At 54.5% G+C, this 15,323-nt stretch carries 11 protein-coding genes; 6 read left to right on the plus strand and 5 right to left on the minus strand.

From position 1 onward, the window contains the following. Positions 1-10 precede the first annotated feature (10 nt). The 3 genes from ABLV52_RS11735 to ABLV52_RS11745 form a co-directional block, all read right to left on the minus strand. Positions 11-2,740 carry a sigma-54-dependent transcriptional regulator gene (locus ABLV52_RS11735; protein WP_048334307.1) on the minus strand — a complete coding sequence of 910 codons (2,730 nt, stop codon included), beginning with the start codon at positions 2,738-2,740 and terminating at the stop codon, positions 11-13. A 96-nt stretch (positions 2,741-2,836) separates the two neighbouring features. Further along, complete coding sequence (locus tag ABLV52_RS11740; RefSeq protein ID WP_348890410.1) at positions 2,837-3,871, minus strand: DUF2157 domain-containing protein; 1,035 nt, start codon at positions 3,869-3,871, stop codon at positions 2,837-2,839. Positions 3,872-4,215: 344 nt separating this feature from the next. Further along, complete coding sequence (locus tag ABLV52_RS11745) at positions 4,216-5,082, minus strand: helix-turn-helix transcriptional regulator (RefSeq protein WP_023288725.1); 867 nt, start codon at positions 5,080-5,082, stop codon at positions 4,216-4,218. A 108-nt stretch (positions 5,083-5,190) separates the two neighbouring features. Here ABLV52_RS11745 and ABLV52_RS11750 point away from each other — a divergent pair, with 108 nt between their 5' ends. Together ABLV52_RS11750 and ABLV52_RS11755 are read left to right on the plus strand one after the other, a co-directional pair. Then, on the plus strand, positions 5,191-6,618 hold the full coding sequence (locus tag ABLV52_RS11750; protein WP_348890411.1) for an MFS transporter: 1,428 nt from the start codon (positions 5,191-5,193) through the stop codon (positions 6,616-6,618). A gap of 70 nt (positions 6,619-6,688) precedes the next feature. Next, complete coding sequence (locus tag ABLV52_RS11755; RefSeq protein ID WP_004202471.1) at positions 6,689-7,933, plus strand: mechanosensitive ion channel family protein; 1,245 nt, start codon at positions 6,689-6,691, stop codon at positions 7,931-7,933. A gap of 2 nt (positions 7,934-7,935) precedes the next feature. Here the strand turns inward: ABLV52_RS11755 and ABLV52_RS11760 are convergent, their stop codons facing one another. Continuing rightward, positions 7,936-8,916 (minus strand): LacI family DNA-binding transcriptional regulator, encoded by a 981-nt coding sequence (locus ABLV52_RS11760; protein ID WP_017900840.1) that lies wholly within the window; start codon positions 8,914-8,916, stop codon positions 7,936-7,938. Positions 8,917-9,755: 839 nt separating this feature from the next. Between ABLV52_RS11760 and ABLV52_RS11765 the strand changes: the two genes are divergently transcribed. The 4 genes from ABLV52_RS11765 (at position 9,756) to ABLV52_RS11780 (ending at position 14,044) form a co-directional block, all read left to right on the plus strand. After that, complete coding sequence (locus tag ABLV52_RS11765) at positions 9,756-10,607, plus strand: NAD(P)-dependent oxidoreductase (RefSeq protein ID WP_348890412.1); 852 nt, start codon at positions 9,756-9,758, stop codon at positions 10,605-10,607. 127 nt (positions 10,608-10,734) lie between these two features. Then, positions 10,735-11,580, plus strand: a complete 846-nt coding sequence (locus ABLV52_RS11770; protein WP_105490854.1) for a transketolase — start codon at positions 10,735-10,737, stop codon at positions 11,578-11,580. Next, the gene (locus ABLV52_RS11775; protein WP_244337762.1) at positions 11,580-12,581 is read left to right on the plus strand and encodes a transketolase family protein; all 1,002 of its coding nucleotides are present in this window, start codon (positions 11,580-11,582) and stop codon (positions 12,579-12,581) included. Before ABLV52_RS11770 ends, ABLV52_RS11775 begins: the two co-directional genes overlap by 1 nt. Before the next feature lie 74 nt (positions 12,582-12,655). Then, complete coding sequence (locus tag ABLV52_RS11780; RefSeq protein WP_348890413.1) at positions 12,656-14,044, plus strand: MFS transporter; 1,389 nt, start codon at positions 12,656-12,658, stop codon at positions 14,042-14,044. A gap of 325 nt (positions 14,045-14,369) precedes the next feature. Here ABLV52_RS11780 and ABLV52_RS11785 read toward each other — a convergent pair whose 3' ends face one another. After that, a complete protein-coding gene (locus tag ABLV52_RS11785) occupies positions 14,370-15,260 on the minus strand; it encodes a LysR substrate-binding domain-containing protein (protein WP_348890414.1) in 891 nt (296 codons plus the stop codon). Between the last annotated feature and the right edge of the window lie 63 nt (positions 15,261-15,323).

Below are 15,323 nucleotides of genomic sequence, written 5' to 3' on the forward strand. Positions count from 1 at the left end.
GCGTTGAGGATTACCAGCTAAAACCTTCAATACGTAATTCAAAAATATCGTGAATATAGCCAATTTCCGCTACCGGCAGCGCCACGTTATAGAGTATTTTTAGGCGCTGGAACGAGTGATTGACCATGGCAATAAATTCGCCATGCTGGCGGGTAAATTGCTCAAGATCTTTATAATGGCTAATTTCATTACGCATTACCAGACGCTCAATCATACAGCTGAGATGCACATATAAACTGATAATTAAGTTATTATTAAAATGAAAACCAAGCGTATTTTGCCACTCAGCGATAATGGTTTCGATATGACCCATGGTTTTTCCGGCATTCAGTATCGTCAGAGAGTTGACAACGTTATGCAGCGAAAACTCACGTACCATATTTTTATTAATCAGCGCAATTTGCTTTTCATTAAGATAGCCGCTTAAGAGCTGACTCAGATGTCGATGCCCCTGCTCGCCAAGTAGTTCCTCAATGCCAACCCAGGGCACTCCGGCCAGCTGCGGGTCGTGGGTACCCACGACCGCAATAACTTCATACTGGTGGAGCAACGATACCGCCGTACGACTGTTTTTTAAGCGCGTATACTCGCAGGCGATGATGTTAATATCAAAATCGTTGAGCAGGCTCTTCTCCATCAGATTTTTAAATTTAAATGCGGTACCGATACCTGTAATACAGGTCACCAACAGCGCACGCTCTTTTTTTTCTGCGGGCCAGAACACATCCCAACGCGACTGATTAAGCGGCACGATCTCTTCGGCGATTTGTTCGATGTTTTTTTCCAGCGCGATCTCGCTGGCAACATTCAGCGCCATGCGGGTCGTGACGTTATCCACCACCACCAGCGGGCCGTTAATCACCGACAAAAGCGCATCGGCAATCTCCTTTGTGTAGCCCATATCAATAAGCACCATCACACCCGCACGCGTGTCCGTATGCTGGAGATAATCAACCACGGCGCGACTGACGTCGCTGAACGCCACCTCCATCGGCATATCCATGGCCTGGTAGATCTTCTCGCCAATCAGGCGGTTGGCAACGCCGGCAATGCTGCTGGCGGTCGAATAACCGTGGGCGATTATCAGCGCTTTCACTTTTCCGCCGCTGGTCGCATCGATAGCATTACTGACAATGGCGGTAATCGCCAGACGGTCAAGCGTATCGATGAGCAGATCGTATTTGTTATTGACGACATCCAGTAGTTTCCCCGCGATACGCTGCGCCAGCCCCGCTGAGGACTCCAGCCAGCGCTGCATCACCAGACGCGCGGGCTCGGCAACGCTGCGCGGCGCCAGAGGAAGGCTGGTCAGGTAGCGGCCAGTAAGATAGGCGAATTCGGCATTCAGCTGGAGATCGTAATTAGCGGCGATCGCCTTGCCCACATCCTCAATAAAGCGCAGCCGCTTGTCCTGAAGAGAGACCGCGCTCTCCTGATTCATCAACGCATCGAGATAGAGCGTCACGTTTTGATAAATGAGCTTTTCAAAGGTCCGCACGCTAATATTATCCTGAGCCAACTCCTCGCACAGGCTACAAATATTTTCCGTTAGCCGTTGGTATTCATGGTGACGACCAGAAAAAAGAGGCTGCGCATCGCCATCGCGGTAAATCATCACCCGCTCGCTATTTTGCTGAAGGGAAAAAGGCGCATCCGCCAGTAATCGGTCGGGCAGCAAACCCGCTTTTATGTGTAAAAGACCGCTATCACGTTCGCCAAATGTCCAGGCGCTGGCGCAAATATTGCGAATCAAATTTTCCAGCCCACCGACATTTCCTTCAAGCGTTTCACGCATTAGCTGGCTGACGATTTCGCCATCCAGCGCAAGATCGTGGTTCAAACGCTGGGCTTCACGGCGGAAAAAGTGGTGGATAAACGCCAGCCGCTCGAATTGGCCGCGTTCAGCGATCGGCAGAATTTTTACAATCACCGGAATACGGCGAATAAAGGTCGCCAGGAAGTGTTTTTCCAGATCCTCGGTTGAAGCAAAAATTAGCCGCACCGTCGCGCTGCGCTCGTCGGTGCTCTCCCCCAGCCGGCGCCAGCTACCGTTATCCATAAAATGAAACAGCTTTTCCTGACCTTCGGGCGGCAGCCGATGAACCTCATCGATAAACAACACCCCGCCGTTGCTGGTCTCGATAAGACCAGGAACGGCTTTATCGGCGCCGGTAAAGGCCCCCTTCGCATGACCAAATAACTTCGAGGTCAGTAGTTCTGGATTATTCGCGTACTCGGCGCAGTTAAATACGGTAAAAGGCGCATCGGCAGGTAAAATACCTTCATCTATTGCGTAGTGCCAGAGCTGGCGAGCTAGAAAACTTTTCCCGGTGCCAGTAGGGCCCCGCAGCAGCAGCGGCAGACCTGCGCCAGGGTAGCTGATGGCAGCCTTGCACTGGCGCAATGCTTCCTGCAGGCTGCCCTGCGCGCCAATCAGCTGCGCCAGACTATCCTGACGCTCCGCGCACAGCGCCTGAATGGAGGCGTATTCGCCGTGCCGAACCGCCAGCCGGTGATGATCGCGCAGAACGGTAACGGGTAAAAACAGCACCGGGCGACCGTTCACTTTGACCACCCGCTGCTCGCGATGAAGATTATTCAGATGATGGCTGATGATGCTGCGTTTTTGCTTCAAGCTATCGGCGATGGCCATAGCGTTAAACTCGCCCAGCGCTTCCGCCGTCAGCGCTCGCCCGGCGATCCGTTGTTCTAGCTGGCGAAAAATCGACTCCTTGTTCATCTCGCTCCCCTGTCAAAAGCGTAAAATTCGCTTATACGACAATTCGCGCAGGACGTCGCTGCCGCCAGCCACACTTCTTTAAAAGCGCTTAATTTTTCATGGTTTAACGTTCCCCGCGTGCCAGATGCGCTCGGCATAGCGGCCAATCACCGCCAGCGAGACGGCAAGGATCAGGAAAAACAGCACCTTGTGCATCCCGTTCCAGAAAAATTCAAAGAAGCGGGTATAGAGATTGATCGCCAGGAAGGTTAACCCAAAGCCGCGCAGCATTGCGTCATCGGTTTTCAGACTGATAAAAATGCAGACGCCGGCCGCCGCGGCAAACAGCAGCCCCCACGGCAGGAGTCGCGCCTGGCTTACGTTGTACCAGCTGTCAGCGTCGTAATTGCCGAAAATCGACAGGATCCACAGCGCAATAAACAGATACGTGAGGCCCATCGCCTTGCTGACGGTAAACAGCTGCCGCTGGCGAAGCAGGGACTGCGCGCCGTAGCAGAGCGCCAGCAGCGCGCCGCCGAACAGGACGAAGCGAATCGGGTAGTTCATGCCCAGCCAGTAGGCGCCCCACCCCGAGACATAGCCGGTTTCCGCGCCAAACCAGTTGCCCAGCGCCAGCAGAAAAAAGAGCCACACCAGCCCGGAGCGGGCAGCATAGCCGATAGCGCCGTAAATCACGCATCCGGCCAGAAACAGCGGCGCGATATGGCCGCTGCCGTTATCCAGCCGTTCGCCAAGCTGCCATAGCGCCACCGCGGTAAAGACAACGCCCAGAAACAAAATCGCCTCGGTGCTGTAGTGCCACTGCGTTTCCCACCGCTGGCGGCGAAAACCCCAGGCGTAGCAGGCGACAGCCAGCAGCGCAGGCAGCAGGATCCGCGTCAGCGCCGAGCGGCTGAACAGGCTCAGCAGCCACGCCACCAGTTCATTGTCGGCGAACAGACTGCCCAGAGCAATCAGCACGCAGGCCAGCGCGGTCCAGAAGGCATAGCGGCTCAGACGCCGCCAGTCGAAGGGGGAGACGCGCAGCGTTTGCGCCAGCCGCTGGCTGTCTGCCGGGGTTAACTCCCCGCTGGCCTGCCAGGCGTTCAGCGCGCGCTGAATAATGCGCTGCTCTTTTCGGGTTACGTTCATAGGCATTCCTTGAGACTGATGACAAACCTGTTTTCGCTAATGTGCTCGCCTTTCTGCGGGTGGCAGTTGCGCCTGACCCGGCCTACCTAACCATTTATATATCAGATTGTTACCCCGCAACCTGGGCCCGCGTAAGCGCAGCGCCGCCGGGCATGATATCAGGCTCGATACCCGTCATATTGCCGGGTGGCGGCTGCGCCTGACCCGGCCTACGGTCCCAAATCACCGCCGGGCCTGGGGCTGCTGAATCTGCCGGTGTTGCGGCCTCAACATCGCTGAGACGTTCCCGGCAGGCCGGGCAATACCCGAAGATGGCACATTGCCAGCCATCTGATTCCTTGTGATTAATGTTGGTCCAGCCACGCCAGCGCCTGCTCGCCCGCCTCGTCCATCGGCAGGTAGACCAGCAGGCGCGAACCGTTGCGCGGCGCCGAATACCAGTACATCTGCTGCAGGCTGAATCGCCCGAGCTGCGGGTGGTTAAAATGTTTAATCTGGTTTTCCACGCCGCGCACCTCGTAGCGCTGATGCCACAGCGCTTCAAACTCCGACGAGGCGGCGAAAAAGCGCGCCAGTTTGTTTTCCCATGCCGGATCGCCACGGTGCTCGGCCATCGCGGCGCGGAAATAGGAGACGAAGGTCGGCAGCACATCGCGATTTTCGATCCGGCTGCGCCAGGTCTCATGGGTCAGATACAGATAAATGCAGTTGCGATCTTCTTCCGGGAGGGTGGCGAAATCGATGCCCATCAGGCGGCAGAAGCTGTCGTTCCAAGCCACAATATCAAAGTTCGGTTTTTGAATACTGGCCGGCTGCGGCATCAGGCTGTCGAGCATTCGCCGGGTGCCGGGGCTGATGCCTTCGCATACCGTCACCTGGGTCGCTTCCGGCGGGGTCAGCCCGGCGAGTACGAACAGGTGCCGGGTCTCCAGCGGGCTGCACTGCAGGGCATTCGCTACCCCCACCAGCACCGCTTCCGACGGATTCACCTCCCGCCCCTGCTCCAGCCAGGTGTACCAGGTGACGCCGACATCGGCGAGCATCGCCACCTCCTCCCGGCGCAGACCCGGCGTGCGCCGGCGGCCCACCCGGGGCAACCCCAGGCGCTGCGGATCGAGGCTCTCACGCCGGGCGCGCAGAAACGCCCCCAGCTGTTTGCGCCGATCGTCCGGCACGGCGAACGTCGACTCTCGTTGCGGCATCGTGGTCATCACCCCTCCAGCATGGTAGTTCCAGTACCAGTATAGACAGGAACTGGTACCCGTTTAATTTATCGGTAATGCTACGTCGGTCTGCTGAATGACGCAATGGAGAACCCCATGAAAACGTCTGCTGTTTCACCCGGCCGCGCCGGTCTGTGGCTGCTGCTGGGCGGCCAGATGCTGCCGCTTATTGATACCTCGATCACCAATGTGGCGCTGGACGCCATCACCCACACCCTGGCGGCCAGCGCCACGCAGCTGGAGCTTATCGTCGCGCTCTACGGCGTCGCCTTTGCCGTCTGCCTGGCGATGGGCAGTAAGCTTGGCGATAACTATGGCCGCCGTCGCCTGTTTATGTGGGGCGTCGCTCTCTTTTGCATCGCTTCCCTGCTGTGCGGCATGGCGAACAGCATCAGCGCCCTGCTGGCCGCCCGCACCCTGCAGGGCGCCGGGGCGGCGCTGATTGTGCCGCAGATCCTCGCCACCCTGCACGTCACCCTCAAAGGCCCGGCCCACGCCCGGGCCATCAGCCTGTATGGCGGGATCGGCGGGATCGCGTTTATCGTCGGTCAGATGGGCGGCGGCTGGCTGGTATCGGCGGATATCGCCGGGCTGGGCTGGCGCAACGCCTTTTTTATCAATGTGCCGATCTGCCTGCTGGTGCTGGCCCTGAGCCGCCGCTATGTGCCGGAAACCCGTCGTGAGACGCCGTCGCGGATTGACTGGCAGGGTACCCTGTACCTCGCCCTCATCCTCTGCTGCCTGCTGTTCCCGATGGCCCTCGGTCCGGATCTGCACTGGCCGCTGTGGCTGCAGCTGATGCTGGTGGCGGTCCTGCCGCTGCTGTTCGCCATGCGTCAGAGCGCCCTGCGCCAGCAGCAGCGCGGCGACCATCCCCTGCTGCCGCCGCGTCTGCTGCAGTTGACCAGCATCCGCTTCGGGATGGCCATCGCCCTGCTGTTCTTCAGCGCCTGGTCCGGCTTTATGTTCTGCATGGCGCTGACCATGCAGGAGGGGCTGGGGATGGCGCCGTGGCAGTCCGGCAATAGCTTTATCGCCCTCGGCGTGGCCTATTTTATTTCGGCGCTGTATGCCCCGCGGCTTATCGCCCGCTACAGCATGGGGCGGATCCTGTTGACCGGTCTGACGGTGCAGATCGCCGGGCTACTGCTGTTGTGCGCCACCTTCTCCCGCTTCGGCATCGCCACCACCGCCCTGACGCTGGTCCCCGCTACGGCGCTGATCGGCTACGGTCAGGCGCTGATCGTCAACAGCTTTTACCGGATTGGCATGCGCGATATCAGCGCCAGCGACGCCGGGGCCGGGAGCGCCATCCTCAGCACCCTGCAGCAGGCGACCCTCGGTCTCGGGCCGGCTATCCTCGGATCGCTGTTCCTGGCGCTGGCCCGCCGCGGCGGCGGAAACTATCCGCAGGCGCTGATTGATTTTCTGCTGGTCGAGGTGGCCATGATGCTGTTGCTGGGGGCCATCGCGCTGTGGCTGCGCCATCATCTCAACCGACAGCCGGCGACGGCGGCGTCGTAATACCGGCGGCGGTAATTTGCATAATCGTTATCCAGCGGTCATCATACCCGCTGGATATTCAGGAGACGTTATGCAGGAATTAATATCGCAAATTGCCGCCTTAGGAATCGAAATAACCCCTACCCGCTCGCTGATGATTATCTTCGGCATTATCTTGTTCACCGCCGTCGTCGTGCATCTGATATTGCACAAAGTGGTCCTGCGCGCTTTTGAAAAACGGGCGTTGGCCAGCAGCCATCTGTGGTTGCAAATCATCACGCAGAATAAACTCTTTCACCGACTGGCCTTTACCCTGCAGGGGATCATCGTTAACGTGCAGGCGGTGCTGTGGCTGCAAAAAGGCAGCGAGGCCGCAGAAATATTAACCACCGTGGCTCAGCTATGGGTGATGATATATGCCATGCTGTCCTTCTTCTCGCTGCTGGATGTGATCTTAAAGCTGGCGCAGAAATTTCCCGCCGCCTCTCAGCTACCGCTGAAGGGGATATTCCAGGGAATTAAGCTGGTGACGGCGATTATTATCGGCATCCTGATTATTTCCCTGCTGATAGGCCAGTCGCCAGCGATCCTGATTAGCGGGCTCGGCGCGATGGCCGCGGTACTGATGCTGGTATTTAAAGATCCGATCCTTGGTCTGGTGGCCGGTATTCAGCTCTCGGCCAACGATATGCTCAAGCTTGGCGACTGGCTGGAGATGCCGAAGTACGGCGCCGACGGCGCGGTGATCGATATCGGCCTCACCACGGTCAAGGTACGCAACTGGGACAACACCATCACCACCATTCCAACCTGGTCGCTGGTCTCCGACTCATTTAAAAACTGGAGCGGGATGTCGGCCTCCGGCGGCCGCCGCATTAAGCGCAGCCTCAACATCGACACCACCAGCATTCATTTCCTCGATGAACAGGAGCAGCAGCGCTTGATCCGGGCGAAGTTGCTTAAACCCTATATGGATTCGCGCCACGAGGAGATTAGCGCCTGGAACCAGCAGTATGCCGGGGAGCAATCGGTCCTCAACGAGCGCCGAATGACCAATGTCGGCACCTTCCGCGCCTATCTGCAGGAGTATTTACGTCATCATCCGCGCATCCGCCAGGATATGACCCTGATGGTGCGCCAGCTGGCGCCGGATGCCAACGGCTTGCCGATCGAGATCTACTGCTTCACCAACACCGTGGTGTGGGCGGAATATGAGGGGATCCAGGCGGATATTTTCGACCATGTCTTCGCCGTGGTGGAGGAGTTTGGCTTACGCATTCATCAAACGCCCACCGGCAACGACATTCGCGCGCTGGCGGGGGCCTTCTCCCGCTAACCTCAGGCGCTGGCGCGGGCTATCACGCGCCAGTCCATCATCACCCGCTCGACGGCGGCGTCGGGATCGTCGATGCGTTTCATTAACAGATCCACCGCCGTGCGGCCGATCGCCCGGGAGGGCTGTTCAACGGTGGTCAGCTGCGGGGAGACCACTTCCGCCAGCTCGGTGCCGTCGAAGCCGATCACCGCGATATCCTCCGGCACCCGCAGCCCGGCCTGGTCAATCGCCCGCAGCGCCCCGGCGGCAAGGGAGTCCGATACGGCAAATACCGCGTCGGGCTTCTCGTCTTGCGACAGCAGCTGCTCCATCGCCCGTTTACCGGCCGCCGCGCTAAGATCCTGCGCATAGGTTACCTGCTGATACGCCAGACCGTGCACGTGCAGCACGCTTTTATAGCCGCGCTCGCGCAGACGAGCGTAGCGATAGCTGAGGTCGTGATTAATGAGCGCAATGCGCCGGCGGCCGCCGTCGGCCAGCCGGGACACCGCCCCCTGGGCCGCCTCGACGTCGTTAATCCCGACGCAGGAGATGCTGCCGGTGTCGGCATACTCCGCACACTGCACCCAGGGCGCATCGCCAATCATGGTGGTCAGTTCCGGCAGGCTGGAGAGCGCGTTCATGGTGATAATGCCATCGACCATTTTGCCGGAGAGCAGCTGCAGGCCGGAGGTCGAGCGGGCCAGATCCGACCCGGAGTTACACAGCAGAATGCGGTAGCCGTTCTTTTCCGCCTCTTCTTCTATCCCTTTCACCACCTCGGCGCAAAAGGGGTTAGCGATATTGGAGACCATCACCAGGATCATATTGCTGCGGGCGGTTCGCAGCTGACGCGCCAGCAGGTTCGGCTGATAGTTGCTCTCTTTGATCGCCTGCAGCACGCGCTCACGGTTTTTGGCTTTTACCGTATCGCTGTTGTTCAGCACCCGCGACACCGTGGCCACCGAAACGCCGGCCAGACGAGCAATTTTCTGAATAGACATGACCCCAGCACTTCCCGCATAGACATGATGTTTCGCAGATTATCATAAATGAGCGTCGCCTGCGTCGCCAGCGGAGGCGGTTGTGATGCTGAATTTTTATCGTCAGCAGAGATACCGGGAGGGCCAGGTTCGCATGAAAATATTAAGTTTCCGCAAGCGATCAAAGAGGCTTTGCAATGCTCGGGGCGAGTAAATCTTATTGTATTTAGATATTTTTCTTCATTATATATATAACACCACCTCAACCTTTCATTATGAAATATAAATAATTTCGCTAACCTTCGGCAAAAAAAGTAATATTTTTATATTACATCCATTGATTTACTTTTCCACGCCTGAACATTTAAAGTGGATGAGATCACAACAATTAAAATTTTACCTGATCGCGGACCTTTATCAGCTCATTTAAAAATGTGATGTTCTTCAAATTTTGTTTCGAACCGTACTCACTCCTCAGACGAGGTTGCTGAAGGTTAACAGCCGGTCAATTTGATTGCTGCTATTGATATACCGATGAGGTCTTTTCTGACAGCCCTGCTTAATGAATAAACCTGAATAATCTCGCAGTGATTCCTGTCTCTGTAAGACAGAGTAAATTGACCTGTTTCAGCACCTAATTCGCTTCAGCTACGCGCCAAATCAGCTGTCAACAGATAGCTTGCACCGACCAGCTGTACGCCTTAAAGCTCAGTAAGTTTTGTGACTCAAATTCAACGACTGTTGAATGTTGTTTGTTTGTCACCCCCGGTCCAAAGCACTTAAATATCGTGACCGGGCCGCCGCGATATTCCCTGATACAGAGAAGCATTGCGCAGCCAGAGAAAGAAAGGAGAAGGAGAATGAACGTTGTATTTGTGGGTGTGGGGGCTATCGGCTTGCCGATGGCGAAACAAATCCAGCTGGCGGGGCATTCCGTAACTGGCGTTGATCTGGCTGAAAGTTCTATTGCCAGGGCGGCTGAACAGAATATTCACGTCGTAAAAAACCTTAAGTCAGTCCCGGACGCAGAGATAGTGGTTGTGATGGTGGCAACGCCAAAACAGCTGGAGCAGCTGGTTGCAGAGGCAGACGATTATCTGGCTGGGCAGACATGGGTGATTATGTCCACCGTGGGGCCGGATGCTGCTCGTCTTGCCGCCCGCGAACTCAACCGCGCTGGCGCCAGAGTCATTGACGCGCCGGTTACCGGGGGAACGGCGCGGGCATCAACGGGAGAGCTGGTGATTTTTGCGTCCGGCGTTGAGCATGACATTGAGGCTGTCGGCCCGGTATTACAGGCCATGGGCAGTGTGCGTTTTGTCGGCAAAAACATCGGCGACGGGCAGGCCATTAAAGTGATTAACCAGCATCTGTGTTCCATTCATATTGTTGCGGCCGCCGAGGCATTAAATCTTGCCCGCCAACTGGGGCTCGATCCAAAAGACGTATTACCGTTAATAGAAAAAGGCGCGGCAGGATCCTGGATGTTATCCGACCGCGGGCCCCGAATGTTAAAAGGTACCGATGTTGAGGTGACCAGTACCATTAATATTTTTGTCAAAGACAGTGGATTAGTTTCAGTCGCGGCGCAACGTTGTCACGCTCAGGTTCCTATGCTTGAGGTTGCTCATCAACGTTATCTTGCTGCATTAAATGCCGGACTTGGCCTGAAAGATGATAGCCGCGTTATTGAAACGTGGAATATCCAATAACAATCGCTTAATTAATATTTAATTATTTACGCGGATATATTTCTATATCCGTCAAGGCCACCTGTTAAATAAATTTTGACGTGACTGATATTTTCATCATAATCAATAAGTTAATCGAGAGTTTATTATGGCACAAACTGAATTACAGAAAGTCGCTGCCGCCGCATGGCGCATCCGTCGCTATGCCCTTCGTATGGGGGAAGTTCAGGGGCAAGGTTATATCGGTCAGGCTCTGGGCTATGCCGATGTGTTAGCAACGGCCTTTGCGCACATGATGAATTTCCGTCCGGCAGAGCCGGAGTGGGAAGGACGCGACCGTTTCCTGCTATCACACGGTCACTATGCTATCGCCTATTACGCGGCGCTGCTTGAAGCTGGAATTATCCCGGAAGAGGAGCTGGAAACTTACGGCTCTGATGACAGCCGCCTGCCGATGTCCGGCATGGCCACTTACACCCCGGCGATGGAAATATCCGGCGGTTCGTTAGGCCAGGGGCTGAGCATCGCCATCGGGATGGCGCTGGGTCTGCGCCAGAAGAAAAATCCGGCGCTGGTCATCAACTCCATGTCGGATGGCGAACTGGATGAAGGTTCAACCTGGGAAGCGGCCATGTCTGCCGCACACTACGGGCTAACTAACCTTATCAACATCGTAGACGTGAACAAGCAGCAGGCCGATGGCGACTCGCGTAAGATTTTGGGCTTTGAGCCGCTCCATGAGAAGTGGGCATCGTTTGGCTGGTACGTTCAGCGCATAGATGGCAATGACGTATCTGCCGTTATCAAAGCGTTTGAAAACGCGAAAAGCTGGCCGGAAAACCAACCGCGCGTGATCCTCTGCGACACGCTAATGGGCAAAGGCGTGCCGTTCCTGGAAACCCGCGACAAAAACCACTTTATCCGCGTCGATGCCGATGAATGGCAGAAAGCGATCGCCGTGCTGGATGCCAATAAACCGGAAGGAGTGCTGTAATGAGCCAGCCAAATCAGACTAAAACTCGCTTAAAAACGTCTGCCATGATCGCGTCTATCGCTGATGAAGGCCAGGCGACGGTTTCCGCCCCCTTCGGCACTGCGTTGTCGAAACTGGCGGCAGAACGCCCGGACATTGTCGGCATGACCGCTGACCTGTCGAAATATACCGACCTGCATATTTTTGCCCAGGCCTATCCTGAACGCTTCTTCCAGATGGGAATGGCCGAGCAACTACTAATGGGTGCGGCAGGCGGAATAGCAAAAGAGGGCTTCACCCCCTTCGTCACCACCTACGCGGTATTCGCAACCCGCCGCGCTTATGACTTCATTCACCAGGTCATTGCCGAAGAACACTTGAATGTGAAAATTTGCGCTGCCCTGCCGGGCCTGACCACAGGCTACGGCCCCAGCCACCAGGCGACTGAAGATCTGGCGATCATGCGCGGCATTCCGGGACTGACCATCATCGATCCGTGCGATGCGCTGGAAATTGAACAGGCCGTGCCAGCAATTGCCGACCATAAAGGCCCGGTGTATATGCGCCTGCTGCGCGGCAAGGTGCCGCTGGTACTGGACAAATATGACTACAAGTTTGAGCTGGGCAAAGCGAAGCTGCTGGAAGAGGGTAACGATGTGCTGCTTATCTCTTCCGGCCTGATGACCATGCGCGCCCTGGAAGCGGCGGAAAAGCTGCGTAAGGACAACGTGAGCGTGGCAGTGCTGCACGTGCCGACCATCAAGCCGCTGGATGAAGAAACTATCCTCGCGCAGGCAGCAAAACCGGGTCGTCTGGTCGTCACGGCAGAAAACCATACCTGCGTGGGCGGCCTGAGCGAAGCGGTTGCCGCGCTGCTGATGCGCAAAGGCGTGAATTGTGAATTTGACGTGGTTTCTCTCCCGGATGAATTCCTGCATGCCGGTGCGCTGCCCACGCTGCACGATCGCTACGGTATTTCAACCACTGCACTGGTGGAAAAAATCAAAAACCGTATCAACTAACCACTCGATAACAGATATTATGCCGCCGCATAAGGCGGCATTGAGTTACCTCTATTACCCAGCGTGAGGTTTATATGACCACAAATAATATTGAGTCATTAAAACAGAAAAAGACTCAGCGGAAGAGCCAGTATCGCTGGTTTGTTATGGCCCTTATCTTTATTATATTCGTCGTTGCCCAGGCAGACAGGGCCAACATTGGTTTTGCTATCCCGTATATCCAGGACGAGTTTAAACTCAGTAATACTGATATTGGGGTAATTATCAGTTTGTTTTTTGCCGGCTACGCGCTATGCCAGATCCCTTCCGGCTACCTGGTCAGAAAAAAAGGTGTGCGATTTTCCTATGCTTTAGGGATGGCGCTGACCTCAATTTTTACTTTTTTTATGGGAAGAGTCGACTCTTTCGTCGTCCTTAAAGTTTTACGGGCGCTGGTTGGCATCAGTGAAGCCCCGGTCGTAATTAGCTCCACCGCCACGATCAATAACTGGTTTCCCAGTAAAGAGAAGGGCACCGCCACGGGTATTTTTCTCGCGGGTTCCAAATTCGGACCTTTTTTAGTGCCGCCGATTTGCGCATGGATCCTGATTCATTATGACTGGCGACATATCTTTTATTTTTTCGCCGTCCCGGGCATGATATTGTCAATCGTGTGGTATGTGCTGGTAAGAAACAAACCCGCCGAAAGTCCGTTTGTCAATAAGGAAGAAGCGGACTATATCAATGATCAATTTCAGGATGAAACTGAACACGCAACGGAGAATCAAAAGCGATTTAAGGCCAGGCCATTTAAGTACGGGGTGATCGACCGTTTCATCAGAACAACGGCGCTGTCGCCGCTTAAAACATCGCGTGAGATCTTCAGCAGCTGGGATATTTATGGCGCCGCCATGGGCTACATGTGCATGGTGGGCATTGTGGATGGCGTACTCATGTCGTGGCTGCCAAAATATTTACTGCAGGAGCATGGGTTTAATATTATCAATTCCGCCATTCTGGCTTCCACACCGTTCGCAGGCAACGTTTTTGGTAATCTGCTGGGAGGATGGTTGTCAGATAATGTGTTTGGTAAAAGACGTAAACCATTAATGCTGTTCAGCGCATTCTGTACCATCATCATGATGGGATTTATGCTCACCGGCCCGCAGGGCAAGCTGGCGCTGGGGGTTATTTTGTTCAGTATTGGCTTCTTACTGTCGCTGGGCTACTCGGCCTACTCTGTGTATGCCATGGGCCGTGCGTCAAAAGACTGCTATCCGGTTGCCTATTCAATCATCAATACCGGCGGTCAAATTGGCGCAGTGTGTATGCCGCTGATCGTGGGGATATTACTGGATAAATATGACTGGAACGCCGTCTTTATAAGCCTGTCTGTCGCTGCATTAGTCTGCCTCCTTGTCGTGCTTACCATTAAAGAACCATTGCCTGTTGGCGCATCCATGCCTGAACATCTGCAAAAGTAGAACTCCGGTATCTGTTCTGTTTATCAATCAGGCGTGCGTGATATCAAAAAGGTATTCAATAGGGTTTCACGCATGCTTATCACCTCCCACGATCAGGCCGCCTGAGTGTCCCACCTTCCCTGCCCGCTGAATAATCAGTGCGCCTTGCCCTGCTGAATATCTATTGCAATATCCTATCGCCTTGTATATTGCCATTTTCCATCCCATGACTAACGTATCCGTGACGGATGTTTTATCTGGCAACCGGTGGAGTGATGTTGATCACGTTACGTATATTATGACGGGTTGAATACTTACCGCTGACGGGCCAACAATGTGATTCAGCTCAACGATGATGTGCAATATTGAGCTCCTTTAAAATCCAGTCCTTAAATATCTGAAGATTCGAGTGCTGATTAAATTTTGGGTAGCATAGATAGTGGCCAATGTAATGTATTTCTTTTGTCGTTTTCATTAAAGGGCAAACCAGAATTCCATGCTTAAGCTCTTGTTCAGCGAGCAGCATTGACTCCAGAACCACGCCGAGACCATCAGATGCCGCTTTGATCGCCATAAAACTCCGATCAAAGCTTAAACCATAACGTTCCGGCGGGGCGAGATTATTTTCTTCAAACCATCCACGCCACTGATAAAGCTGAATATCGCATTGAATTAATAAACATTGATACAAATCTTCTGGTTTTTTAATACGTTGAGCTATCTTCGGGCTACAGAGCGGGGTGAGTTGTTCAACCGAGAGTGGGATTTGATGACAGCCAGGCTTAGCGGTTTCACCATAAATGATATCCACATCAAATTCATCATCTTCGAATCGGACGGGGTCGGTATCCGCCGAAAATTTTAGTTCCACATCAGGAAAAGCGCTAATGAAAGAAGAGAGTCTTGGCAAAAGCCATTGATTTGCAAAACTTGGTGCGGTATGGATACGTAGGGGACGATTTTTTCTTAACGATAAGGATTTAAATCCCCCCTCGATCTCCTGAAACCCTTTCTGGATACACCTAAGTAAAACTTCACCTTCTCGGGTTAACGACATCTCCCGTGTATTACGATGAAACAAGCGGACATCTAACATTTTCTCCATTTTTCTTATGGAATGGCTTACGGCACTGGCTGTCAGTTTCAGTTCGCCAGCAGCGGCAGTAAACGAGCAGGTTCGCCCAGCAACTTCAAATACTTTAAGAGATGTCAGCGGTATCTTTTCCAGTAGGTTCATTATTGCATTTCACTCAAATCGTTTTGAATTTACTTATCTTGTAAATCTTACTACAACTCTTTT

Origin of the sequence: Klebsiella sp. GB_Kp056 (genome assembly GCF_040064755.1) — a bacterium.
GTDB classification, from domain to species: domain Bacteria; phylum Pseudomonadota; class Gammaproteobacteria; order Enterobacterales; family Enterobacteriaceae; genus Klebsiella; species Klebsiella quasipneumoniae.

Coding starts and splice junctions, on each gene's coding strand:
- ABLV52_RS11735 (WP_048334307.1), bottom strand. CDS start 2,740: ATGAACAAGGAGTCGATTTTTCGCCAGCTAGAACAACGGATCGCCGGG.
- ABLV52_RS11740 (WP_348890410.1), bottom strand. CDS start 3,871: ATGAACGTAACCCGAAAAGAGCAGCGCATTATTCAGCGCGCGCTGAAC.
- ABLV52_RS11745 (WP_023288725.1), bottom strand. CDS start 5,082: ATGACCACGATGCCGCAACGAGAGTCGACGTTCGCCGTGCCGGACGAT.
- ABLV52_RS11750 (WP_348890411.1), top strand. CDS start 5,191: ATGAAAACGTCTGCTGTTTCACCCGGCCGCGCCGGTCTGTGGCTGCTG.
- ABLV52_RS11755 (WP_004202471.1), top strand. CDS start 6,689: ATGCAGGAATTAATATCGCAAATTGCCGCCTTAGGAATCGAAATAACC.
- ABLV52_RS11760 (WP_017900840.1), bottom strand. CDS start 8,916: ATGTCTATTCAGAAAATTGCTCGTCTGGCCGGCGTTTCGGTGGCCACG.
- ABLV52_RS11765 (WP_348890412.1), top strand. CDS start 9,756: ATGAACGTTGTATTTGTGGGTGTGGGGGCTATCGGCTTGCCGATGGCG.
- ABLV52_RS11770 (WP_105490854.1), top strand. CDS start 10,735: ATGGCACAAACTGAATTACAGAAAGTCGCTGCCGCCGCATGGCGCATC.
- ABLV52_RS11775 (WP_244337762.1), top strand. CDS start 11,580: ATGAGCCAGCCAAATCAGACTAAAACTCGCTTAAAAACGTCTGCCATG.
- ABLV52_RS11780 (WP_348890413.1), top strand. CDS start 12,656: ATGACCACAAATAATATTGAGTCATTAAAACAGAAAAAGACTCAGCGG.
- ABLV52_RS11785 (WP_348890414.1), bottom strand. CDS start 15,260: ATGAACCTACTGGAAAAGATACCGCTGACATCTCTTAAAGTATTTGAA.